The 23,667-nt window shown below is 66.5% G+C and carries 18 protein-coding genes; 2 read left to right on the forward strand and 16 right to left on the reverse strand.

Annotated features, from left to right (window positions below; genetic code table 11):
• Positions 1-523: 523 nt before the first annotated feature.
• The 16 genes from M3B01_RS05745 to M3B01_RS05820 all read right to left on the reverse strand — a co-directional run bounded on the left by M3B01_RS05745 (position 524) and on the right by M3B01_RS05820 (position 22,703).
• Positions 524-1,588, reverse strand: a complete 1,065-nt coding sequence (locus tag M3B01_RS05745; protein WP_259790153.1) for a glycosyltransferase family 4 protein — start codon at positions 1,586-1,588, stop codon at positions 524-526.
• Positions 1,589-1,596: 8 nt separating this feature from the next.
• Entirely contained in the window at positions 1,597-2,463 is an 867-nt protein-coding gene (locus M3B01_RS05750) for a glycosyltransferase family 2 protein (RefSeq protein WP_259790154.1), read from the reverse strand.
• A 48-nt stretch (positions 2,464-2,511) separates the two neighbouring features.
• Positions 2,512-3,924: a lipopolysaccharide biosynthesis protein gene (locus M3B01_RS05755; RefSeq protein WP_259790155.1), complete on the reverse strand. Its 1,413-nt coding sequence runs from the start codon at positions 3,922-3,924 to the stop codon at positions 2,512-2,514.
• An 80-nt stretch (positions 3,925-4,004) separates the two neighbouring features.
• Positions 4,005-6,149, reverse strand: coding sequence for a glycosyltransferase (locus M3B01_RS05760; protein WP_259790157.1), 2,145 nt, complete (start codon positions 6,147-6,149; stop codon positions 4,005-4,007).
• On the reverse strand, positions 6,146-8,137 hold the full coding sequence (locus tag M3B01_RS05765) for a glycosyltransferase (protein ID WP_259790159.1): 1,992 nt from the start codon (positions 8,135-8,137) through the stop codon (positions 6,146-6,148). Before M3B01_RS05765 ends, M3B01_RS05760 begins: the two co-directional genes overlap by 4 nt.
• On the reverse strand, positions 8,134-9,336 hold the full coding sequence (locus M3B01_RS05770) for a polysaccharide pyruvyl transferase family protein (protein WP_259790160.1): 1,203 nt from the start codon (positions 9,334-9,336) through the stop codon (positions 8,134-8,136). The genes M3B01_RS05765 and M3B01_RS05770 overlap by 4 nt, the downstream gene beginning before the upstream one ends.
• A 28-nt stretch (positions 9,337-9,364) precedes the next feature.
• Positions 9,365-10,738 (reverse strand): Coenzyme F420 hydrogenase/dehydrogenase, beta subunit C-terminal domain, encoded by a 1,374-nt coding sequence (locus M3B01_RS05775; RefSeq protein ID WP_259790162.1) that lies wholly within the window; start codon positions 10,736-10,738, stop codon positions 9,365-9,367.
• A 4-nt stretch (positions 10,739-10,742) separates the two neighbouring features.
• The gene (locus M3B01_RS05780) at positions 10,743-11,987 is read right to left on the reverse strand and encodes an ABC transporter permease (protein WP_259790164.1); all 1,245 of its coding nucleotides are present in this window, start codon (positions 11,985-11,987) and stop codon (positions 10,743-10,745) included.
• A complete protein-coding gene (locus tag M3B01_RS05785) occupies positions 11,984-13,078 on the reverse strand; it encodes a glycosyltransferase family 4 protein (RefSeq protein ID WP_259790166.1) in 1,095 nt (364 codons plus the stop codon). The genes M3B01_RS05780 and M3B01_RS05785 overlap by 4 nt, the downstream gene beginning before the upstream one ends.
• Positions 13,069-15,318: an N-acetylneuraminate synthase family protein gene (locus M3B01_RS05790; protein WP_259790167.1), complete on the reverse strand. Its 2,250-nt coding sequence runs from the start codon at positions 15,316-15,318 to the stop codon at positions 13,069-13,071. The genes M3B01_RS05785 and M3B01_RS05790 overlap by 10 nt, the downstream gene beginning before the upstream one ends.
• Positions 15,315-16,025, reverse strand: a complete 711-nt coding sequence (locus M3B01_RS05795; protein ID WP_259790169.1) for a cytidylyltransferase domain-containing protein — start codon at positions 16,023-16,025, stop codon at positions 15,315-15,317. The genes M3B01_RS05790 and M3B01_RS05795 overlap by 4 nt, the downstream gene beginning before the upstream one ends.
• Positions 16,022-17,164, reverse strand: coding sequence for a hypothetical protein (locus M3B01_RS05800; RefSeq protein WP_259790170.1), 1,143 nt, complete (start codon positions 17,162-17,164; stop codon positions 16,022-16,024). The genes M3B01_RS05795 and M3B01_RS05800 overlap by 4 nt, the downstream gene beginning before the upstream one ends.
• Positions 17,155-18,201 carry a glycosyltransferase gene (locus M3B01_RS05805; protein ID WP_259790172.1) on the reverse strand — a complete coding sequence of 349 codons (1,047 nt, stop codon included), beginning with the start codon at positions 18,199-18,201 and terminating at the stop codon, positions 17,155-17,157. The genes M3B01_RS05800 and M3B01_RS05805 overlap by 10 nt, the downstream gene beginning before the upstream one ends.
• Positions 18,198-19,154 carry a glycosyltransferase family 2 protein gene (locus M3B01_RS05810; RefSeq protein ID WP_259790174.1) on the reverse strand — a complete coding sequence of 319 codons (957 nt, stop codon included), beginning with the start codon at positions 19,152-19,154 and terminating at the stop codon, positions 18,198-18,200. Before M3B01_RS05810 ends, M3B01_RS05805 begins: the two co-directional genes overlap by 4 nt.
• On the reverse strand, positions 19,151-20,776 hold the full coding sequence (locus M3B01_RS05815; RefSeq protein ID WP_259790175.1) for a polysaccharide biosynthesis tyrosine autokinase: 1,626 nt from the start codon (positions 20,774-20,776) through the stop codon (positions 19,151-19,153). The genes M3B01_RS05810 and M3B01_RS05815 overlap by 4 nt, the downstream gene beginning before the upstream one ends.
• A gap of 181 nt (positions 20,777-20,957) precedes the next feature.
• On the reverse strand, positions 20,958-22,703 hold the full coding sequence (locus M3B01_RS05820; RefSeq protein WP_259790177.1) for a pyruvate dehydrogenase: 1,746 nt from the start codon (positions 22,701-22,703) through the stop codon (positions 20,958-20,960).
• 155 nt (positions 22,704-22,858) lie between these two features.
• Here M3B01_RS05820 and M3B01_RS05825 point away from each other — a divergent pair, with 155 nt between their 5' ends.
• Positions 22,859-23,326 (forward strand): nucleotidyltransferase domain-containing protein, encoded by a 468-nt coding sequence (locus tag M3B01_RS05825; protein ID WP_193865122.1) that lies wholly within the window; start codon positions 22,859-22,861, stop codon positions 23,324-23,326.
• The gene (locus tag M3B01_RS05830; protein WP_259790178.1) at positions 23,323-23,658 is read left to right on the forward strand and encodes a DUF86 domain-containing protein; all 336 of its coding nucleotides are present in this window, start codon (positions 23,323-23,325) and stop codon (positions 23,656-23,658) included. Before M3B01_RS05825 ends, M3B01_RS05830 begins: the two co-directional genes overlap by 4 nt.
• Positions 23,659-23,667: the final 9 nt, after the last annotated feature.

Below are 23,667 nucleotides of genomic sequence, written 5' to 3' on the forward strand. Positions count from 1 at the left end.
TCTGACCAGTCTCCCTGCCCGCGACCGCGGGCAACAGGACGACTCTCAAAACGACTGGACCTACGAAACGGGGTCAGCCCACACCTACCGGGTACAGGGCTTCTTGGCAATGCAGTGGAACTCTTGAGCTACCCGGCACTTGCTTTTGCAGCACTGGCCACAGGGGCCACTCTTCCCACGCGACTCGGCCAGAAGAACGACCTTTCTTACGGAGTCTACGTGTACGCCTTTCCAGTACAACAGATTCTGGTCATCATGGGCGTACACCACTACGGGTGGCTGTCGACCGCCTTGGCCTGCCTTGTGTGCACCATCCCATTTGCAGCCGCTTCGTGGTACTTTGTTGAAAAACCCGCCATGTCGCTGAAGCGGCTAATCAGCAGCGGCCATCCCGAGCCATCTTCCGCACCCCAGCAACGGAGAGCGCAATAAGCAATCGCGTTCACACAGTGGAGCGTGGCGTCATCGAAAACTGTGTCAAGCAATCGCTCCAAGCAGCCGCCAGTACACAAATACGTCTCACTCAGAGCAGATCGTCCAGGTCCTCGGCTATGGAGTGCCACATCTGCTGTGTACTGCATTCGCTCTCAACGAATATCCTTGCTCGATTCGCGCGGGCACGGGTCTCCTTTTCATTGCTCAATGCGGCAATGACTGCCTCGCGCCAAGCCGCCGCATCCCCCACAGGCGGGCACAAAGCATTGTGTCCATCGATGAAGTACTCCGACATCGCCTCGGTCCCGGTCACGATGACACCGGCGCCGGCAGCACTCGCTTCCAGCGCCACACTCTGCCCGGTCGGGTAAGCGAGCTCACGCGTGGGCACTGCGACAACACGCGCGCGGTGCAGCAATGATCGATACTTCGTATGAGGCACCTGCCCCAGGAAGTCGACGTTACTGGGAACGCGAAGCCCTTTGATGTTCGCGTGCTTGGCGACCAGCGTCAGCCGCACGTCCAGGCCCTCGATGGCCTCGAACAACGTGCCGTAGTCCCTGCCTCGATCGTGTCCCACAGCAAGCAGGTCGATATCGCGTTCGACCCCTCGGTCACGGTAGAAGTCGACATCGATGCCGTAACGAACCGGGATGACACGGTCCCGATCGATGCCATGTTCCTCGAAGATCCCCACTTGGTTCTCGCTGAACACATACAGCCTGTCGATGCCAGCAAGGCGAGCAACTTCTCGACGAACCTGCTCCGAACCTCCTGACCGCAGAGTCTCCCCTGACCAGCAGGTGAGCGCAACCACCTTCGATCGACGTAGCGGCGGGATCCCTCGGCGACGCAGAGAGGCGACAGCGAATGCCTGTGGCTCAAGCATTCCGATGACTACATCAACAGCCTTCATCTGCTTGACGAACGCGCCCGGAGCAGGGATCGGGTACCCGAGTCGGTGCTCCACCACGTTCCTCAGTTTCGTCCCCACCGGGCCATGGACCGGCCGCTCGAGATGCTTCAGCCGCCATGACTGCTCACGCAGATGCTCAATGCCATAGGGAAGCGCGGACGGGCGAGACCCCGCCTTCCATGCCTCCTCCCATTGGCGGGCCGACTGATCTGTGAGTACGAGGGCGGTGCGAGCCACATTGCTACTCAATCCGACTCCCTCCTCGATCGCAGCGGCCAGCGCTCGACTATCCAACGTCGAACCCGGTAAAGGGTGTCGAGTCTCGCGTCGAGCCAGCCAAATCGCCGCAACAGTTGTCGATTTCGTCGCCGAAGAGTGAGGATCTCATCCCAAAGGACGTCGATGTTCTGGACTGTGAACTCCGGACTGTTCCGCGACAGTTGCGCGTACGTTTCCACCATCTTCGTCATACGAGCACCGAACCCGTGGTTCATAGATCCGCTCGTCTGCCGGTAGAAGAACTGGATCGACTTGTCTTGAGCGAACTTACCGCCATGCGCGGCGATCCTGAGCCAAAGGTCATGGTCCTCTCGACCATGTCGAAACTTCTCGTCATACCCGCCCATCGCGTCAAATGTGCGCGCGCGAACCATGGCTGCGGCGTAGACGCTGTTGTCGAGAACAAGACGACGCGCTTCGAACTCGGGCAGATCCCAAGTTGAGTTCACCAGGCCGAACAGTGCTGCTCGCGTGTAGGCCACGTCAACCTCAGACCTGTGATCGAGAATTCTAGAGGTGAGTTCGATATAGCGTGGCCCCAGAATGTCATCATCATCAAAGAATACAAGATAGTCCGTTGTTGCTGCAGTGCGCCCGCTGTTGCGCGCCCCCGCCAGGCCGCGATTCTCGATGCGATGGAGTGTAGCCCCGTACTTCTCCGCCAATCCAGGGAGTTCGATCCTCACCTGTTCATCGTCACTGCCGTCATCAACAATGATGACTTCGTCTACCGGCCTCGTCTGACCCGCGATTGACCTCAGGGCGTCTTCGAGAAAACTAATCCTGTTGTGTACACAGACTATGACTCCGATGCGCGTAGCGACATTGTGCACGCTTTCCGCCTTCCGCCAGTTTGATCAAGCTTTATCTGATTACAGCCCTTAGCCCTGATCCCGTTGCTTCCTCTGAAGAATGAACCGCACCCCCGCCTGGGCATCGCGTCGAATAGGGGGGATCACGAGCGTCGCTCCACAGAGCACTCCAAACACTGCAATCAACATGAGCATTGATGCAAACTGGTTGGTCGGCACACCGATCAACTCCGCGATGATGAACGTCAGAGTGATGCAGACCAGGCCTGCGAGCCCAGCACGGGCACTCCCCCACAATAGTTTCCCGACCGGGATCCCCGTGGAGCGACGCAGCCACCAGAATGTCAGCGGCCATACGATTGCAGTGAGCGCGGCATTGACGGTAAGGACGGCAAGTATGGAGAACTGGACGGCCACGATGATGAGAATCGTCCTTACAATTGCTACCACAAGATTGAACTTCATGATAGCGTCCGGCCGTCCCTGGCTATTGAAAAGCCAGCCATGACTTGCGGGAAGGAAGCCGAGAACAGACCCCACCGCAATGAGCCGGACATAGACGGCGGTCTGTGACCAATCGGAGCCCAGAGCGATGCCAACGATTGGACCCGCGGCAACGATGAAGATGCCGCCAACGAATACCACTACGTAGGCGATCATCTGCTGGCCAACCAAGGCATAGGAGATCAGCCTATTGGTATCTGACTTGACCTTGGACAGTACCGATAGGGCGAGGGAAGCGAATGGTGCACTGATAGTCCCTACGGGCGTATTCACGAGCTGGTTCGCTCGCGTCAAGTACCCCGTCTCCGTCGCCCCGAAGGACCGCCCGATGAGCGAGGTAGAGATGTTGTTCGCCACGTAGAAGATGATTGAGTTCCCGAACACGGACAGGCCGAAACGGAGGTAGTTCCGGACCCCGGAATCTCGTTGCCACCAGGTTGGAACCCACCGACACAGCCAGGCCGAAGCAATCAGCGACCACAGCGCCACGACGAGGGCTTGCAGCACTAGGGACACGGGCCCGAGACCGTTGAGTGCGGCCACGACACACACCACCAGTCCTGCGAGAGAAGCCGGTACATCCACCGCCAACTGCGCACCATAACGGAGGTCCCGTACTAGTGAGGCTGAATACTGTGCCGTCATGCCATTCAGCAAGAACGTGGGCGCGAGTCCCATGATGATGCCTGCTGCTTGGGGTTCGTTAAGGAATCCTGCGAGCAAGGGGGCTGCCGCCAGGACTACAGCCATGACAACAGCGCCGAGTCCCGTATTGATCCACCAGAGGTTCGACCGTGCCCCGGCCGACAGTTCCGTAGCTTGGATGGCTGCCGAACCAAGGCCTACGTCCTTGATGATGAAGCCTACGCCGATCGTTGCGATCACCATCCCATAGACACCGAAGTCCTCCGGGGATAGCACTCGCGCAAGGATGACCACGGACGCTATCTGGATCAGCGCTTTGACTGCCTGAGCCATAAGAGCAAATCCAACGGCTGATCGTGTTCTCTGGCCGAGTGATCGCTGCATCGAAGTGGTGTCGCCAAGGGCCTGGTTCATCATTGGCCGGACCGATGAGTGGCGCTGGCTAGCCCCTGGAGTCGATCTTCGAACGACGCTTCCGAGAATGCGGCTACTGCCTGCTTCACCTCGTCACGGTGCCACGGCCCTCTGTCCGCGCATTCCTGGATGCCGCCCTGAATGCTCTGAGGGGTGACCTTGTCGAAGAAAACTCCGTTCCTTCCTTCGGTGATGGTGTCGAGGTAGCCACCCGCCCGCAGTGCAATGGTGGGAACACCATGTGCTCCTGCTTCCAGCGGCGTGAGGCCGAAGTCCTCGTGGCTGGCGCAGATCAACGCGGTGGCGTGCGCATACGCCCACCGCATCTGCGCATCGGAGAGGCCCTCAACCAGCCTGACGTTGCCGGAGGCCATCTCGCGGAGACGGCTCCGCTCTGGCCCCTTCCCAATCACGATCAGTCGCTTCTCCGGCAAGCTCCGGAAAGCTTCAATGACCACATCCACATGCTTGTATGGTTGCAGGCGCGAGACCACGAGATAGTACCCAGGGTCATCTGCCCAGGCACTGAGTTCCGCGTCTATCGGGTCTTGCCGCCCTTCCGCGACATCGGTGGAGAACGGTGGGAATAGAGTCTGGGCCTCGATACCGTACACGTTCTCGATGCGTTGCTGAACAACGGTGGAGTTCGCAAGATAAGTGTCGGCGTCCATCGCAGCGCGTCGATCCCAGCGGCGCAGAGCCGGCCCCAGCACCGTGAGGGCCAAGCGCTTCACGTCGAAGCGTCCGGCGTCGCCCAGGTAGTCCTCGGGAAGGTACAGCCACCGTGCCGGAGAATGGCAGTACACGATCTTCTTGCCGGTGGTGGGGAAGGCATGCGCCCAGCCGGAGGAGGACGCGACCACCACATCGGCGTCGATCCGCATGCTGGAGGCGAACGGTGCCAGGAGCGGCAAGGCCTTGCGGGGGTCGCGGCGCAGCACACCGATGCGGTTCAGCGGCGAGGTGCGGATCCTCGCGTCGCGATACTCGGGGTAGATCTGGTCAGGTTCGTAGAAGAGGGTGTGGATCTCGGCGTCGGGGAAGGCCTTCAGGATCGACAGCACCAGGCGCTCGGCTCCCCCGCGCTGGGTGAGGTAGTCGTGGGCGATCGCAACCCGGGGACGACCGGCAGCCGCTGTCCTCCGGGTAGCCGCTGTCCTCCCGGAGGTCGGTTCCGTGGCGGCACCTCTGGAGCTCTCTGCACCCAATGCAGCTCCCTCCACGGCCAGCGCCACCAACTTGCGGCCCACGGCGTTGGGAACCAGGGGGAGCACCTGATCGACAATGCCCGCCACGCGACGCACGCGGTCACCGGTGGAGAGCACATGTGAAGCGATTCCCACGGCCTTCCCCCAGATGCCCTTGCCAGGACCCGCCGCTGGGAGCAGCGCCCCGGGGTGCAGTTGCCTGAACATGGCGCGAGCGGCTCCTGACTCGAATGCCTTGTGCGCGCGGGATGCCGCGGTGCGCGCCGGCCCGTGATGCGCAGCTTCAGCTGCATCTGCGATCACGAGATCGAGCCCGGCCTCGGCAAGGCGGTAGCCGTAGTCGACGTCCTCCCACCCGTAAGCGCGGTATCGGGTGTCGTAGGGGCCCACCTGTTCCCAGGTGTCCCGCGTGATGGAGCAGTTCGCGGCCCACAGCCGCCAGCGCTCCTCAGCGGTCCGGTTCCGGGCAGCGCGGTGAGCACGGTCACCAGCATCGGTGCCATAGGCCCGAGCGTAGGCCGAGTCCCGGTGGATGTCCCGGGTGAGCCCGATGACCCCGACCGCGGGGCCCTGATGGGCGGAGACATGAGCAGAGACGAACGTGGGCGGCACCACCAGGTCGTCGTCGCAGCGGATCAGTACGCGGCCTCGAGCATCGTCGAAGCCGGCGTTGAGCGCCGCCACGCGGCCCCTGTTCTCGGGGAACTCGACGGAGCGCACAGCAATCCGGTTCTCGGCGTCGACCACCGCGGCGGATCCGTCATCCACCCCGTCGATCACCACGATCACCTCGAAGTCAGGGGTGCCCTCCTCCTGCGCAGCGAGTGAATCGAGCAGGGCAGGCAACCGGGCGGCACCTCGATACGAAGGGATCACGACCGAGGCAGCGGGCTCGCCAGCAGTCTTTGGCACCGATACGACGTCGAGCTCGCTCATCGGGCCTCCTTCCTGTCGTCCTGTGCAAGTCCCTGGAGCAGCGATGCGACCCTTCGCCTTCCCGCGGCAGGGGAGTAGTTCTGCTCCCAACGCTGTCGCGAACCCTCGATGACGAGGTCACGGGCAGGCTGCTCCGTCGTGACTGCTTCCACGATCACCCGGGCCAGGTCCTCCGCGTCCCCGGATCGCGCGATCCACGGGTGCTCCGGTCCCGCTACGTCGGGAAGTGCGCCGGCATCGGAGATGACGAAGGGGACCCCGCCCGCCATCGCCTCGGCGACGACGAGCCCGAAGGGCTCGCCCCAGACGGACGGGAAGACTGCGATGTCGACTTGGTCGAAGAACTCCTCGCGCTGCACCCAGCCCCAGCGCTCGACGTGGTCCTCGATCGGCGCGAGCGCCGCCGAGATCTCGCGATCGTCGTCGACGTCGCCGAATCGGTTCTCGCCCGCGAGGACAAGACGGATCTCGCTCTCCGTCGAAGCGATCACCTGTCGCATCGCCCGGGCCAGGACGTGCACGCCCTTGTCCCGCGTGAGCCGGCCGAGAAAGCCGACGCGCAAGGGTCCGGAGCGCTCCGGGCAACGAGGCCGGAACGCGATGTCCTCAGTCCAGTTCTCGAGCACCGTGGTCCCGGGGATTATCGAGGCGAGGTACGGCGAGGGGGCGAGGACACGGCGAGCACCCATCCGTCCGATCCGCGCGGCGAGCGCGTTGACCCCCGTGGGGAGGATGTGCAGGTGAGCGAGGCGCGGCCCCATCGCGGTGGTCGCGACGGTGGGCACCAGACCGTTACACCACAACGGGATCCCGAGGTGGCGGAGCCGCCAGCGAGCGAGGGCGAGCATGTATCCGGCACGGTGCGAGGCATGCAACGGCACGGTCGCGACGCCGCGCGACCGGGCCTCCTCGAGCAGGCCGCCCGGGGATGTCGGCGCCAGCACGTGCACCTCAAGCCCCAGCTCTTGCAGCGCAGACGCGATACTCAGGAGCATCACCTCGCCGCCGCCGATGTCACCGTTGTTGGTGGCGATCGCGATTCGACGCTGTGATGCGCCGCGTGCTGAGGCGTGCTTCTCATCGAGAACCAGCCGCCGAGAGGGAAAACCCTGGATCCGGTACTGGGCCACCGCAGTGACCCGGCCCAGTCCAGCCACGAGTCGAGACGCGGCGCCTTTGGCTGCGGGCCGGTCACGCGGAACCGAGCGGAGAAGCGCGAGTGCATCGTCCGCCACGCCACGGAGGGTCGACGTGAGTGTGTACTGGGTCGAGTCGTATGCGGGGAACCTCTTAGCCATCAGTACCCGGCCCTTGCCCAGGAGGTACCGCTTCCGTATGGACGCCCGATTGCCACTGACGGTGAAGCGCACTCGGGCACCGGGTACGTAGATGAGGGGGAACCCGGCTTCCTGCACACGCCAGGACAGGTCCACATCCTCGAAGCCGTACCGCGGAAGGGATTCGTCATAGCCGCCGACGGCGAAGAACAGGTTCCGTGAGATCGCGCAGTTGCAGTTCCCCACATGCGGGAGGTACGGGGTGGCGACGAGTTCTTCTCCGAAGATGTCCGGTCGGGGCTCGCCGTTCTCGCTGCACGCGATGATCCTCCCGCCGGCCAGCTGATCACCGTCAATGGCCGTGACGAACGCCGAGACCCACTGTGGTTCCACCACATCGTCTGCATCGCAGAACGCGAGCACACGGCCGCGAGCCAGAGAGGCCCCCAGGTTCCGGACCCGTGGGATCCCGGGCTCTGTGCCACCGTCCACCAGCCGGGCTGCCACGTGCGCGTGCTCCGGCTCCTCGATCCATTCGCGGACGAGGTCAGCGGTGGAATCGGTCGATCCGTTGTCGATGACCAGGACCTCGAACGTGGCCTCGCCCTGCTGTGCGTCCAGGGCGTCGAGCTGGCGACGCAGGGTGGCCTCACCGTTGCGGACGCAGATGATCACGCTGACATCGGGTGCTTCGGTGTTGGAGGTGGTCACGAGTGAGCCCCGGCTGCTTCCAGAGCGCCGCCCAGCCACGACAGGCTCGACTCCCGCGCGGCCTGGCTGATGGCCTCCGGTTCGCGAACCAGCGGCTGGTCCACGGGGTCCGATGCCGCCCCGAAGGCGGTATCCGCATCGGCACCGAAGGTATGGAGCAGTGTCTCCAGCCGGGCGTCCTGCCCAGGGCCCCGGCGCAGGACCCGCACTGGGGTCTCGAACATGATCGCGAACAAGGTGGCGTGGAAGGAGTCGGTGATGACCTGCTCCGAGTCCCGGATCACCCGCAGGAAGTTCGCTATCCCGTACCAGCGGGACGACAGGGCGAAGGGGGAGATGAGGTCGGCGACCTTCAGCCTCTTCGCCCGTGCGACGGCTCGGACTCCGGAGCGGGTGCTGCCTCCGCTGGACACCAGCAGATAGGTTCCCAGCGTTGGCGACGTGAGTGCAGGCGCCTGATCAGCGATCCGGCTCCATTCCTCGACGCTCAGCAGCAGCGTGGGATCCAGGACCACGGGGACTTCCCGGCCGGTGATCTCGGAGATCAGCCGGGACCCTTCGGACTCTCGGACCGAGATGTGCTCGAATCCCTCCAACATGCGCGCGTAATGGGCCCGGTACTCATCGCTGAGCTGAGCCGTGCCAAGACTTGCTGCGTAGGAGATCCGCTGATGCGGGTGCGCGAAGCGAAGGAAGTCGGTCGGACACCCGCCCCGATACGCCGGGTTCCACACCTGATCAGAGCCCACGATGAAGGAGCCGTAGCGATCCTTCAGAGGTGCAGCGTCACCTGGGCCGCGCGCATGGGTGCTCTCGAGGCGCATCCGCGACAGTGTGAACTCCGTCAGGGGGCTGCGCCGACGTTCCTTGGTCGCGCGGGCCGGAACAGTTCTCAGCTCACCGTCGCTCACCGCTTTGAGCACCTTCGCCCCGAGGTCGGTGCCACGCCGAGCTGCTTTGAGAACGACAGAACGATGGCCCTGCCTCGCCGGGGATTCGACGGCCTCCTCCCCGGGGGCGACGGGCTCCGCCTCCCGGGGAGCGACCGTCTCCGTCCCTTCCCGCGAGTAGTGGTAGGGCTCGTTCGGGATGACGAAGGGTTCGTGGCCGAGGTCCTCCAGGGCCCGGTACAGCGCAAAGTTCTGCAGCCGGTTGCCCACGTTGGCCATGTCGTGGATGGTGACGATGCCAACCTTCATCAGCAGCTCTCCCTCAGCAGATCAGCCATCAACGTCCACGCACCTTCTTCACCCATCGCGTCAAGCCCGGCAGCCTCGTCCTGACGAACCGCTTGGCACGGGGAACGAGCCCCGCACTGTAGATCTCGCGATACCGCTGGATCTCCGGGGTGATGCGAGAGCGGAACACCTCGAAGCTGCGGGCTCGGAGCGCATCGTCGTACGCTTCGTCGCCAAGGACCACGAAGCGTCGGCGCGCATCGTAGATGCGCTTGCGCTTCGCAGGGATGTTCGAGTTCGGCTGCACTCGCTTGGTCGGCACCGGCTTCCCGGCCTCGATGTCCTGGGCCAGACGGTACGAGAGCCCTTCCCTGCGATGCCGGAGGCCGGCCTCCTGCGACTTCGCAGCGGAATCGGCAGTGATATCGGTAAGGGTCAGCTGCTCCCGCCCGCTGTCGAAGATCGCCGCTGCGTGCGGCGACCGGGTGATGACGATGTTGTCGCCTGCGGGATCGGGGGTGAACTGCGAGAGCCAGGCATCGCCGAAAGTGATGTCGGCAGTCTCGTTCATTACGTCATCGCAGTAGTCACAGGCGTTGTACTTGAAGAGTCCCACTCCCCAGTCCGTAGCCAGGTAGTCGTCCTTCGACTCCGTCCTCGTGGTCCCCCCGCCGGACACCGATACGTCGTAGAGGTCGGCGCGAACATCCCCTTCGACGCGGAAGTCGATCTTCTCGAGCTTTCCCGGCTGGATTCCCTTCTCCCAGCCGAGGCTCTCTGCGAATCGGGCCGACTTGAAGTGACCGCAGACGATACCGACGCAGTAGCGCACCCGCTCGCGGAACACAGGGTCCTCGAGCTGAAGCAGGCGGGCTTCCTTGATGAAGCAAGGAACACCCACCACCGCGTAGCGGCCGGGATTCTCCCGTACGTGGGACAGCACCCCACTCATCTCGACCGGGTAGTACCGGGTTCCAGCGCCTCCCGCGGCCGACTCGCGGCTGGTGGACACGGAGTACTTGAAGAGCGGACCCGCCGCCCCTCCGCGCGGGGTCACGTGGAGGACACCGTCTATCTCGTCCTCGGCGAGCAGACGGTCCAGGAACCAGCTGGTCATGCCGCCTGAACTGCCATCGCCTCGAAAGCTCCCCGCGTGGACATGGCCTGCGGCCACTGTTTGGTGAACACCCACCTCGGGGTGCTGCTGAGCAGCGGTCGGCTGGATGAAGGCACGTGCGAGGGCGTCCTCGTCGACCTCCGACGAGAACGGACACACCTTCAGGAATGCCCCCTCGGTATCGAGATCGCCGTCTGCAGGCGGGGCTTCCTGGTACCGCCCTTCCGCGTTCATCCGGACCGTGAGGGGCGAGCCCGGGAGCACGGCACATGCACCGCAGCCGATGCAGAGACCGGGCTCGACCACCTTCTCAAGCAGTTGCCTGGCCGTACTCATCGCTCAACCCCTTCTGTCGATCTGTCACGTCAGCGCCCGGCGCGCTTCGCACCTTCGGACTGGAATGGACCTGCAGGGCGAATCCGATTGCTATCGCCCAGGAGAGAGTGAGGAACACTTCCCCGAGGCGCAGCGCACACAGCAGCAGCACCAGACCAAGAGCTTGACCGATGATCTGACCGTGAGTGAGCTCGGACTTCCAGGGGCGCACCATGACAGCCACGGTCAACCCGACGATGACAGCGGCCCAGATCCACCCGCCCTCCACCAGCAGCGTCCAATACGAGTTGTGGAAGAACCACACCCTGTACGGCTCATCCGTGAAGGTGATGTACGCCTCCCCCAGTCCGGAACCGAAGAATCCGGCGTCCTGCACCTTGATCTCAGAAGCGGCATCGATGCGCTCTCGGAGCAGGTCCGAACCCTCCCGGTCAGAGAAGGCACCGATCTGCGAGTAGTCCTCCTGCAGCAGTTCTACGAGCCAGTAGATCGCGATCGCAAGGAGGACCCGACCCAGAGCTTTCAGATGAGGGGCGGCAAGCGACCACACGATCGCTGCGCCCAGTGCAGCGATCGAGGTCCGAGATCCAGTCAGCCACACGGAGTAGGCCAGGAATGAGAAGAGGCCGTACTTGAACCAGGGATTTCTCACGAGGTACAGGACAAGCACGCCTGCGACCGCATAGATGAGGCCCGCAACGTTCTTGTCTCCGATCATGCCCGTCAAGTACTCGCCATACGGGGCCGGCAGCAGCCCGGCCAGGAAGAGCGGCACGTTGACCACCAGGGCAAGGACGAAGCCCCAGAGGCCCGACCTCAGATCAATACGCCCCGACGCGATGACCATCGCGAACGCGAAGGTGACGGTGAGTCGGATGACCCTGCCCTGCCAGTCCGCGGCGAGTTCTGTCGGCTCCTGGAAGACAGAAAGCGTAGCGACGTAGAACAATCCCAGCGCAAAAACGGGGATGACCCACTGATTGGAACGCAATTCGAAGGTGGGGCGCCTGAACACCGCCAGACCAACGACCGCCGCCATAATGAGATTGCTGATCGGAAAACCGATGGACGGCAACGGGAGCACGGAGTGCGCGATGAGGAGGAAGAACAGCGCGAACTCAAGGATCTTGATCGAGGAGATCTCGTCGACCGCGCTGCGTGCGCTGTCGCGAAGCCGTGCCCCCAAAGCATCCGTGCGATAGTCGGAGGTCGCGCTCACGCCCCCACCTCCTGGTACACCCTCGCAATTCCCTGACACATGTCTCGGACCGATTGTCCGGTACGCCCCGCCTCCGGTCGAGCCTCCAGCTGCGTGCCTTGCGACATGATCGCGCTGGCCACGGCGTCGGGATCCGCTGCATCGACAAGGCAACGGGCGGGCACGATCTCGCCGTTGCCGCCCACGTCGGTGGCGACCACGCCGAGGCCGTGGGCCAGGGCGTCCAGCAGCGTGTAGGAGAGGTTCTCCCACGCGGAGAGCTGGACGACCACGTCGTGGGCGCGAAGTGCCTCGCCCGCGTCCACGTGGCCGGGGAAGTCGATCCGGTCCTCGAGATGGAGGGAGTAGGCGAGGGAGCGCAGCGCGCCCTCCTCCAGTCCGCGGCCGGCGATCGTGAGTCGGGCCTCGGGGTGCTCGCGGGCGACGTGGGCGAAGGCCTGCATCAGCTGGTCGATGTTCTTCTCCGGGGCGAGGCGCGCGAGGGACAGCACGCGCAGGCCCGCGCGGGGCTGCGGGGTGGGCTGCGGGGCGTCGACGCCGTTGCGGATCACAGTGAGCTTCTGCCCGCTCCCCCACTGCGCCGCGACCTGCGCGGCGGTGGAGTCGCTGACCGCGATCACCCGGTCGGTGCGCAGCAGGCGGGCGCGGTGCGCGCCGGCCTTCACTCGGGCCTGCAGGTCGCCGGCCTGGTAATAGCCGCGCACCCCGGAGATCCCGTGCTCGGTGGAGACCAGGCGGATCCGCTCCCCGCGGCCCGCACGCAGCCCGGTCACCGCCGCGACCCCGGCGAGGTCCGCGAAGGCGAGATGGGTGTGCAGCAGGTCGGGGCGCAGGCGCTGCAGGGTGCGGCGGATCGTGCGCACCGCGACGGCGGTGCCGTCGGCGGGGGAGACGGTCCCGGTCACCACGGGCGTGCCCTGAGCGCGCAGTGCCTCGGCAAGAGGCCCCTCGGGGCACAGCACCACGAGCCGCCAGCCGGGGATCCCGGCACGGGCGGCGTCGAGCACATGGCGGGCCACGCCGCCGAGGTCGGCGACGGGCACGCACCACAGCGCAAGCGCCTCCTCGACGAGCCCTCCGCTCAGAACCATTCCTGCAGCCGATCCAGGGCCACGAAGAAGCCCTCTCCGTTGTTGACGTGGCCCTGCCAGATCTCCGGGATGAACGGGGCGTTCGGTGCCAGGCGGTCCAGGCGCTCGGCGAGGTCACGGAAGTCCACCTCGCCCTCGCCCACCTGCACGCCCTCGCCGTCCACACCCACGGCGTCCACGATGTGCAGGTGCTCGATGTGCGGGCCCATCAGGTCGATGTACTCGCTGAAGGGCCGCTTGGCGAAGTTCGCGGCGAGCTTGGTGTGGGACACGTCCAGGGTGAGGCGGCGCCCGTAGGTCTCGCAGAACCAGGCGGTGTCCTCCGGGTCCATGAACAGGTTGTGGAACTGCTGGCCGCCCATCAGCCACGGGAACGGCGGGAGGGTCTGGGCGGTGAGCCGCACACCGGCCTCGTCCACCTGCTCCAGGGCCTTCTGCACCCGCTCGTACATGGGCCGGCGCTCCTCGGGGCGCACGTGCCGGTCCGGCAGGAAGCCGCCCATGGTGACCACCACGATCGGGTCCTGCTCGCAGGTGTAGTGCTCGCGCAGCTGCCGGGTGATGTCCACGACGTTCTGCACCTCGCGGATGGACCGCTCCCAGATCGCGTCGTCGGGGCTGGCCAGGTCGATCAGGAAGTCGCCGGCGTACAGGTCAGGAGCATGGGTGGTGAAGAACTGCGGCAGGCGCTCACCCTTGTCGAAGAACGAGTGCGGGTCCAGCTCCACGTCCTTGTAGGAGAAGTGGTACTCCAGGAAGTCCGGGTCCGACACCTCCAGCAGCGGTCGCACGTCGTGGTACCGCACCGGCAGGCCCCAGGGGCGACGGAACGTGTAGTCGTGGTGCGTCTGTGCCTCACCGGCCAGGTCGCCGGGGTAGAAGAAGTCACCGGCGGCCACGGCGCGGTGCAGCACCCGGCCCACCAGGTCGTCCAGGCGGTTGGGCTGCAGGCCGCGACCGGGGCTCTTGACCTCCACGTCCTCCGCGCGCACGGTGTCGCCGGGCAGCAGGTCCTTCGCCGCCACCAGGGACTTCGCCAGGTTCACGCGGTTCATCAGCTCACCGGTGGAGACCTCGCGGGGCCGGTCGCTGCCCAGCGCCTCCTCCACCTCACGGATCTCCCGCACCATCTGCGCGAGCTCCCCGGGCAGCAGGGACACCTTGTGGTCGTTGCCCTCCAGGGACTTGTCCACCGTCACGTGCTTCTCGATCACATGGGCGCCGCGGGCAGCGGCCGCCACCGCCACGTGCCAGCCGCGCTCGTGGCCGCTGTACCCCACGGGTGATTCGCCGATGCGGGCCAGGCGGTCCATGTACCGCAGGTTCACGTCCTTGTAGGGGGCGGGGTAGGTGGACTGGCACTGCAACAGCACGTACGGGGTGCCGTGCGAGCGGATCACCTGGACCGCACCCCGGATCTCCTGTTCGGTGCTCATGCCGGTGGAGACGATCATCGGGTCGCCGAAGGCCGCCACGTGGTGCAGCAGTTCATCGTTGGTGAGATCGGCGGAGGCGATCTTGTACCCGGGCACGCCGTACTCGTGCAGGACGTCCGCGCTCGAGAGATCCCAGGGTGTGCAGATGGCGTCCAGGCCACGCTCGGCGCAGTAGTCCAGCGCCCGCAGCATGTCGTCCGCACTCAAGGAGAACTTGGCCAGCAGGTTCATCGTGTATTGCGGGCCCAAATCCTCCCCGGCGCTCTCGCTGGAGCCGGAGCGGTACAGGGAGGCCATGTCGCGCAGCTGGAACTTCACGCAGTCCACACCCGCGTCCACGCAGTGGTCCACCAGGGCCTTGGCGAGCTGCAGGTCGCCCTGATGGTTGTTGCCGATCTCGCCGATGATGTACGAGGGTTGCGCCTCGCCGATCACCCGGTCCCCGATGCGCACCGTGGCCATACCGGGGGTCGCGATCGCGACCAGTCGGCCACGCTCGTCCACCACCGGGATGCGGTCCACACCCGGACGGATCAGGGTGCTCACCTCCGACAGCGGAGTGCCCTCGGAGACCGAGAGGAAGGAGCGGTTGGCGATCGAGCCGGCAGCACGGGTCATGTCCGGTGCGGTCTCGGAGATCAGCCAGCGGCGCACGTCCCCGTCGGACAGGGATCCGGTGACGGTGCCGTGCTCGTCCACCAGGAAGACGATGCGGGACTGGTTGGCGCTGATCTTCTGCAGCGCGGCCAGGATCGAGTCCTGATCGGAGGCGACGAAGCCTGCGGGGTGACGGTCAAGGATCATGCGGTGGTGCTCCATCCGGTGCGTGCGAGCATGCGCTCGGCTGCCGCGACGTCCGCCTCGGTGTCGATATCGACCCCTTCGAGCTCGTCGAGCACGAACAGGGAGATGCGGCCGCCAATACGGTTTCGGGTCTCTCGGTACACGTGGGGGGCCGTGACGTACAGGCTCCCGTTCTCGAAGTAGTGGTGCTGGCCGACGGTGAGGTCCTGCCGGCGTGGGCGCGCCGTCCAGTCGTAGTCAGCCCGGGGCTGCTCACCGTCCGTCTGCGGCAGGTGCCAAAAGAACGGCGACTGCGGCAGCACGCCGATCAGGGAATCGCAGCCGCTGTCGCGGAACTGCGCGACGGCCCGGTCCAGGGTGCCGGGCAGGCGCACGGGTGAGGTGGCCTGCAGCAGCATCACGGCCTCCAAGTCGATCCCCTGCGCTTCGGCGACGTCCATGGCGTGCAGCAGCACCGGCTCGGTAGCGGTGGTGTCCTGTGCCAGTTCAACGGGTCGCTCGATCACGCGGGCGCCGTGTTCACGGGCCACGCGGCCGATCTCCTCGTCCTCCGTGGAGACCGCGACGATCAGGTCCGACTCCTCGGTGGTGGCCAGGGCCTGGGCGATCGTCCAGGCAATCAGTGGCTTGCCACCCACGGGCAACAGGTTCTTGCGGGGGATCCCCTTGGAACCGCCGCGCGCCGGGATCACGCACAGCACACTCACTCAGCACCTCCGGGTCCGGCCGACGGGACAGGGCCGGCCGACGGGCCCGGCTCCTCACCCGGGAGTGGATCGACCAGACCCGCAATAGCGACGGCCGGCTCCCCGGTGCCGATGGGCAGGGCCGGGGTGGGGTCTCCGCCGTAGGGCTTCATGCCGTAGCGCTCCCAGAACTCGTGCACCCAGCGTGGGGCGCGCGGCGCGTAGGCCCAGGCTGGCCCGCCGCGGGCTGCGGCCTCGAGGATGCCGGTGGAGAACACCGCGACTACCGGCTCCGCCACCTGCCGCAGCGGCACATCGGTGGGAGCGAACTCGATGCCTCGCCTCTGCCACACCTGATGCTGCAGGCGCGAGAGCACGTCCGTCTCGGAGGGGTGGGGACGGTACATCGCATCGTGCTGGAGGCAGAACTTCTGTGCTGCCCCGCCGGTCACCCAGCGCGGCAGCTCTGCACCGTGCAGCTGGCCCAGGAACACGGGAGTGGCGTCGGCCGGGACCGCGGTGGTCTCGTGCCCGGCTCGCCACAGCAGCTGGGAGCCCACCACGGTGGTCTGCACGTCGTCGCGCCCAGACCTCCAGAAGTCGGCGTCGGCCTGGGTCCAGGCCAGCAGGTGCGCGTTCTCCGGCAGCGGCGGGGCGTACGGGGTGAGCGCGCCGTGCTGGACCACGTAGTGCGGCACGTCCAGCTTCCGGGCGATGCCGTCGGCCAGGGCGCCGGCGCGCAGGTGCGCACCCAGGCTCATCACGGCGTACGGGTCCACGGAGGTGAGCACGGCGCCCACATCGGCGGGGAGATCACGCCGGGACCAGTCCTCCGCACCGGGCAGTTCCACCTCCACACCCTTGGGGGCCAGCACCGCCACGTCACCGCGGGTATAGGGGATCACATCGGCCACGGAGGCGACCGAGGTGGGTGAGGCGGAGTCCAGGGCGATCAGCAGGGGCTTGGTGCGGCCGTCCTCCACCAGCAGGTCCCCGTCGGCCGAGACCCGGCGGTACAGGGTGACGCGGGGGATCTCCGGCTCGGCGCCGCGCAGACTGTCCACTGCTCCGACCACTCGGTGCTTGGTGCGGCGCAGCCGCTGCCGGGAGGCCTGCCAAGCCGCCCAGTCCTCCATCGATCGTGGGTACCTCAGCGCCATAGTGCGTCCACCTCCGTGATCCGATGGTCGAACGTGTGCTCCGCCAGAGTGCGAGCCCTGCCCTTCTCCCGCAGCCCTTCGGACCATACGCGGTCCTTCCGGGAGCGTTCACACAGCTCAGCGAGGTGATCGACGTCGGTCCACACCTCCACCTCAGACCCCACATCGTAGAACCGGGCCACCGATGCACGGTCCTCGAGGGACACCCCGGCCATGCCAGGCACCTCGAACGTGCGCATCGGGTGGTCAGTCTGCGGGCCGTGGATGTTCACCGAGGCCGACGACTCCCCCACCACCAGGTATGCCTCGGTGAGCGGGATGTCGCGGGACGCGGGGATCAAGGGGCGCTTCCAGCCCCAGGTGCGCAGCCGGTCCACGGGGTGGTGCGAGAAGTCCCGGCCCCAGGCATGCACCGGCAGGCCGCGATCGGTGAGATCCTGCAGGATCCGCACCCTGTCGGCGTGGGCAGCGCCCACGAAAGCGATCCGGTCGACTCGGCGACCGGTGGGCTGTGCACGGTGCGGGTCGAAGGCATCCGGCACCCAGGTGGCATCGACCCCGTGCTGCTCCCGCAGCATCGCAGCCTCGGACTCGGAGTAGGAGACCACCGGCCCGAGCTGTGCCAGGAACTCAGGGCTGTACGGGTGGCGGTGCAGGTCGTCGTACAGCCACAGGATCCGCGGGACGCGGTGGGCATCGAGGTGGGACCAGAAGCGGTCGTCCAGCATGTCCCCCTTGATCACCACCACACCGTCCGGGCGGGCGGCGGTGAGGTCGCTCAGCACGGAGTCCGTGACCCGGCGGCGTTCGCGGCCGGCATGGTCACCGGGCAGGCGCAGCTTGCTGGGCAGCTCCACTGTGGCCTTCAGGCGCGCCTTGTCCGTCACGGTCACATAAGCGTCATAGCGCAGGGTCACCACCTCATGCCCCGCCCGCTCGAAGGCCTGCGCGATGCTGGTGGCGTAGTCGTGGAAGGTGGGGGTGACCAGAACGATCTTCCGGGGAACGGTGGCGCTGGTCCTGCTGGTTGCATTCATCGTCGGTTCCTCTCGGCGACGGTGCCTCGGGCCGCATCGGAGATGACGCCCCACTGCTCGCGGAACGCAGCCAAGGGAGCGACGTCCCGCCCAGCCACTCGGCGGCCGGTGTTCCAGGCGAGATTGGCGAGGGTGGCGGCACGCAGACCCGTACGAAGGGTGCGGGGGCGCCCGTGCACCCGCGCGTAGCGATCGCGGCCAGCCACGAGCCACTGCCGCCGCCGGCCCTCCCCACCGGAGGAGCCGCCGCCCACGTGAGTGACGGTGAGGTCAGCGTCGTAGAGCGAAGGCACCCCGACCGCGCGAAGGCGGCGCTGGAGGTCGACCTCCTCGGCATACATGAAGTACAGCTCGTCCAAGCCCCCCACCTCACGCACCTGGGTCAGTGGCAGCAGCATCACGGCTCCGCTCACCCAGTCCACAGGGATCATGCCCGTGCCGCGCTCGGCGGCCATGTCGTGGCCCACCGCGCGGTGCAGCACGTCGCGGTGACGCTGGGAGGCCAGCGGTACCAGCCACTCGATGATCTGGTGGGAGGCGGTAGGGAAATACCGTGCGGAGTGACCGGAGATCCCGTCGGGCCCCTCGGCACGGCAGCCGACGACGGCCGGCTGCCACGGCTGGGCATGGGCAACCAGGTCACGAACGAAGCCGTCGGGGACCCGCAGATCGGAGTTCAACACCAGGGCCAGGTCCAGGCCCTCCCGGGCGAGCCGGTCAAGACCGGTGTTGACAGCGGCCCCGAAGCCCCCGTTGGTGGCGCGGCGCACCAGCTCCACGCCCGGGGGAAGGGCATTGGGGTCCACCGGCTCGGCGGTGGCATCATCCACGACCACCACCAGGGCGGGCCTTCCATCTGACGGCGTGCTCCCGCCTACCAGGGAGTTAAGTAGAGGCAGGACAGGCTCGATCGGCCCGTGCACGGGGATCACCGCACCGAGCCGGGAGGTCACTTCCGGCCGTCCTGCCCGGTGCTGCCGTCACCGGCTGCAGGCCAGCGGCGCGCGGTGCTGGCCCCGTGGCCGGGCAGCTGGGTGGTCTCCTCCGGGGGGACGGAGCGTCGGCCCCCGCGATGGCGCGACCTGGCCGGGGCGGCCGGGGTCTCCCCGGCCTCGACGACGAGGGCCTCGGGAACCGGCGCAGTCACTACATCATCGGGGACCTCCAGCTCGGCCTGCGGCCCGGTCTCCCATCCGTTGGCGGAGCCGTAGGCGTACCGCTTGGAGCCGTCGCCGTAAGGGGAGTAGCCGTACTCGGCGTCTCCGTAGGCGATGCGCTTCAGGCGGCTGGTGGAGGCACGGTTCAGCACCACGCCGAAGACGGTGCCGGCGACCTTCTCGATCGCCTCGACGGCCCGGCTCAGGCCTTCGACGCGGGTGCGGCCAGCGACGGCCACCAGCACCGCACCGTCGGCGTGGCGGGTGAGCAGCTGGGCGTCCGTCACCGCGAGCACCGGCGGGGCGTCGATCACCACGAAGTAGTGGCGGCCGAGCTCGCGGATCATGTCCTGCATGCGTCGCGATCCCAACAGCTCCGAGGGGTTCGGCGGGATCTGCCCGGCCGGCAGCACCGACAGCAGGCTCCCGGGCACCTCATGGATCACGTCATCGAGGGAGACGGCCCCGGCCAGCAGCTGGGACAGGCCCACGCCGCCGTCGATCCCGAACTCCTTGGCCACCTGGGGGCGGCGCAGGTCTGCGTCGATCAGCAGGGTGGGCTGCCCGGTCCCGGCGATCACCCGGGCGAGGTTCGCCGAGACCACCGACTTGCCCTCGGCGGGCGCGCTGGAGGTGATGACGATGGAGCGGGGAGGGTTGTCGACGTCCACGAACCGCAGGTTGGTGCGCAGCTTTCGCAGTGCCTCACGGGACTGGAAGGTCTTGGGTTCCGGCAGCGTGCCGGACTTGGACCGGGTGAAGTCCTTCATGTCGGGCAGAACGCCGAGGACGGGAACGTGCAACTGATCGGTGAGCTGGTCCACCGTGCGCAGGCGCGAGTCGTTGCGGCTGCGCAGTACAGCCAGTGCCATCGCGGCGAGCAGGCCGGCTGCGGCCCCCACCATCAGGTACTTCTCACGGTCGGGGGACGACGGGGCACCGGGGGTGATGGCCGATTGGTACGGCACCAGCCGGTCACCGTTGCCGGGCTCGAGCATCTCGGCTTCCGCGGCCACCGCCTCGATGGACGCATTGGCGATGGCGCTGGCGTCCTCCGGGCTGGCGGCCGAGGCGGTCACGGTGATGATCGGCGCGTTCGGGTCCAGCGAGGTGGCCAGAGACCCGGCCACCGCATCGGGGCTCGCGTCCATGCCGAGTTCGTCGACAATGGTCTGGCCCACTGCGCGGGTCTGGAACAGCGGCAGGTAGAACTGGGCCTTGGAGTACTGCCCCTGAGTGGAGTTCATCGGATCGTTGCCAGCGCCGGAGGCACCCCGAACGAAGCCGAGTGCGCTGGCCTGGTAGACCGGCGCCTTCGTGTAGGAGAAGCCGTAACCGGCCGCCGCACCCAGCACAGTCAGCAGGATCAGCAGCACCGCATTGCGCAGCAGTAGACGCAGGAAGTCCTCGATCGTCACGCCATGGCCCTTTCCTCGCATCTCTGACGTACCTTCGCACCGTCTGCATGGCGGGGCGCGCAACGGCCCGCCATCATTGAACAAGCAGACGGTTCGCCCTCTTTATCCTAGGGCGTGCAGGTGCGCCGGAGTGCAAGGTCCACCACAGAGGGCGCTTACTCACCCCCGCCGGCTGTGCTGATCAGCGCGGGATGTTGCGGATATTGCTGGCTGCCATGTCCACCATCCTGCCCACGCCACCGCCGAGGACGACCTTGGTGGAGGCGGTGGCGAAGCCGCGGATCTGCTCCGCGGTGATCTTCGGCGGCATCGAGAGGGCGTCGGGATCGGTGACCACGTCGATCAGCATCGGCCCGGGGGTGGCCAGCGCCGCCGCGAGCTCCTTCTTCAGCTTCTTCGGGTCGGTGATCCGCACCGAGGGGATCCCTGCGCCCTGGGCGATGGCGGCGAAGTCGACGTGCTCGTGGTCGGTCTCGAAGTCAGGAATGCCCCCCACCAGCATCTCCAGCTTCACCATGCCCAGACTGGAGTTGTTGAACACCAGGATCTTGGTGTTCAGCTGGTGCAGCTTCACGGTGAGCAGCTCACCCATCAGCATGCTCAGGCCGCCGTCGCCGCTCATGGAGATCACCTGGCGGTCCGGGAACGCGGCGGAGGCGCCGATGGCCTGCGGGAGGGCGTTGGCCATGGTGCCGTGGTGCCAGGAGCCGAACAGCCGGCGCTTGCCGTTGGGGGTGATGTAGCGGGCGCCCCATACGTTGCACATCCCGGTGTCCACGGTGAAGATCGCATCATCATCGGCGACCTCGTCCAGCACGGAGGCCACGTACTCGGGGTGGATCGGGGTCATCTTCTCGACGTTCCTGGTGTACGCCGCGACCGCCCCGGTGAGGGCCTTGTGGTGCTGCTTGAGCATCTTGGAGAGGAACCGCTTGCTCTTCTTCACCTTGATCAACGGCATCAAGGCCTGGATGGTGAGGGCCACGTCGCCGTGCAGGGCGAGGTCCAGGGGCGCGCGGCGGCCCAGGCGGGTGGCGTCGGCGTCGATCTGGACCAGCTTGGCGTCGTCGGGCTCGGGCAGGAACTCGCTGTAGGGGAAGTCGGTGCCCAGCAGGATCACCAGATCGGCCTCGTGCATGGCCTCGTAGCAGGCGCCGTAGCCCAGCAGGCCGCTCATCCCCACGTCGTAGGGGTTGTCGTACTGGATGATCTCCTTGCCGCCGAAGGCGTGACCGATCGGCGCCTTCAGCGCCCCGGCCAGCGCGAGCACCTCCTCGCGGGCGTCCTTCACCCCGGCGCCGACGAACAGGGTGACCTTGTCGGCCTGGTCGATCAGCTCGGCCAGACGGCCGACCGGCCCGGGTGCGGGCTGCACGGCGCCGAACTCGGTGGCCAGGTCGCGGGTGAGGGGGCCGGAGACCTCCTCGTCGGCGATGTCGCCGGGCAGCACCAGCACCGAGACGCCCTGCTTGGCGAGGGCGGTCTGGGCGGCGATGTGCAGCAGGGTGGCGCCGTGCTGGCCGGAGTTGATCATCTCGCAGTAGTGGGAGCACTCGCGGAACAGGGTCTCCGGATGGGTCTCCTGGAAGAAGCCGGTGCCGATCTTGGCGCTGGGGATGTGGGAGGCGATCGCGAGGACGGGAGCGTTGTCGCGGTGGGCGTCGAACAGACCCTGGACCAGGTGGGTGTTGCCCGGCCCACAGGAGCCGGCGCACACGGCGAGCTTCCCGGTCACGCGGGCCTCGGCGCCGGCGGCGAAGGCTCCGGCCTCCTCGTTGCGCACGTGCACCCAGTCGATGCCTTTGGTCTTGCGCACCGCGTCCACCACAGGGTTCAGCGAGTCGCCCACCACTCCGTAGATGCGCTCCACCCCCATGTCCCGCAGCTGGGTGACGAGAAGTTCGGCGAAGGTGGTGGTGCGTGCCATGGAGAGCCTCCTGGAAGTCGACGGGGGGATGCATCGAGCATAACGCCGTGACCTGGTCACGCCCCGACCGGGTGGTCCCAGAGGGGGATAACGTGCGGCACCGGCCTGGAGTGCCCCGCCGACGGCAAGTCAATAGCAATTGCTATACTTCGTTCATGTCGTCCTTGGCTGAGATCGCCCGCGAGAGTGACGAGGCGGTGCGCGCCGCACGCCAGCGTCTGGTCGCAGCCGTCCGCGAGGCATCGCGCAACGGCATGACCCAGTCGCAGATCTCGAAAGAGACCGGCCGGAGCCAACCGGAGATCTCACGACTTCTGCGATTCCATGGAACGAGCCCTCTCGCGCGCCGGCTTCGCAACTCTCGCCCTGAGATCCAGAGGATCCTTTCAGAGGTCGGTGGCACCGACATCCGCGTGTTCGGCTCGGTGGCCACCGGGAGGGAGGACCAGGATTCCGACGTCGATCTGCTGTTCACGATGGCAACCCCGCTCAGTCTGATGCAGCTCAGTCGGCTCGAGGGGGAGATCAGTGCACTGATCGGGGCATCCACCGATCTGACCCCCGACTCAGCCCTACCCCCTCACCTGAAGGAGCGCGTTCTCGAAGAGGCGGTACCACTGTGAAGCGCGAGCGCCGCAGAACGACCGCGGAAATACTCGGGGATGCGCTGTACCACCTGCGGCTCGTCAGCAGATACGCCACCCGCGATCTCGATGACCAGGTGACCATCGATGCCATCTGCACGCGGTTGTCGGCCGCCATCGAAACACTGGAGCGGCTCGAGCCGGACTCGCGTCGTGCGCTGTTCGGATCCGATTGGTCGGCGATGTGGGGAATGAGGAACCGCATCGCCCACGGTTACATGCTGATCAACGGGGATGTAATTCGTGCCACCGTGCGAGAAGACGTCCCTGTGCTCATCGGGAGCATCGAGGCTCATCTTCGCTCGGCCTGACGTGATGCT

Source organism: Brachybacterium sp. p3-SID957, from assembly GCF_025144775.1.
Lineage (GTDB): Bacteria > Actinomycetota > Actinomycetes > Actinomycetales > Dermabacteraceae > Brachybacterium > Brachybacterium epidermidis.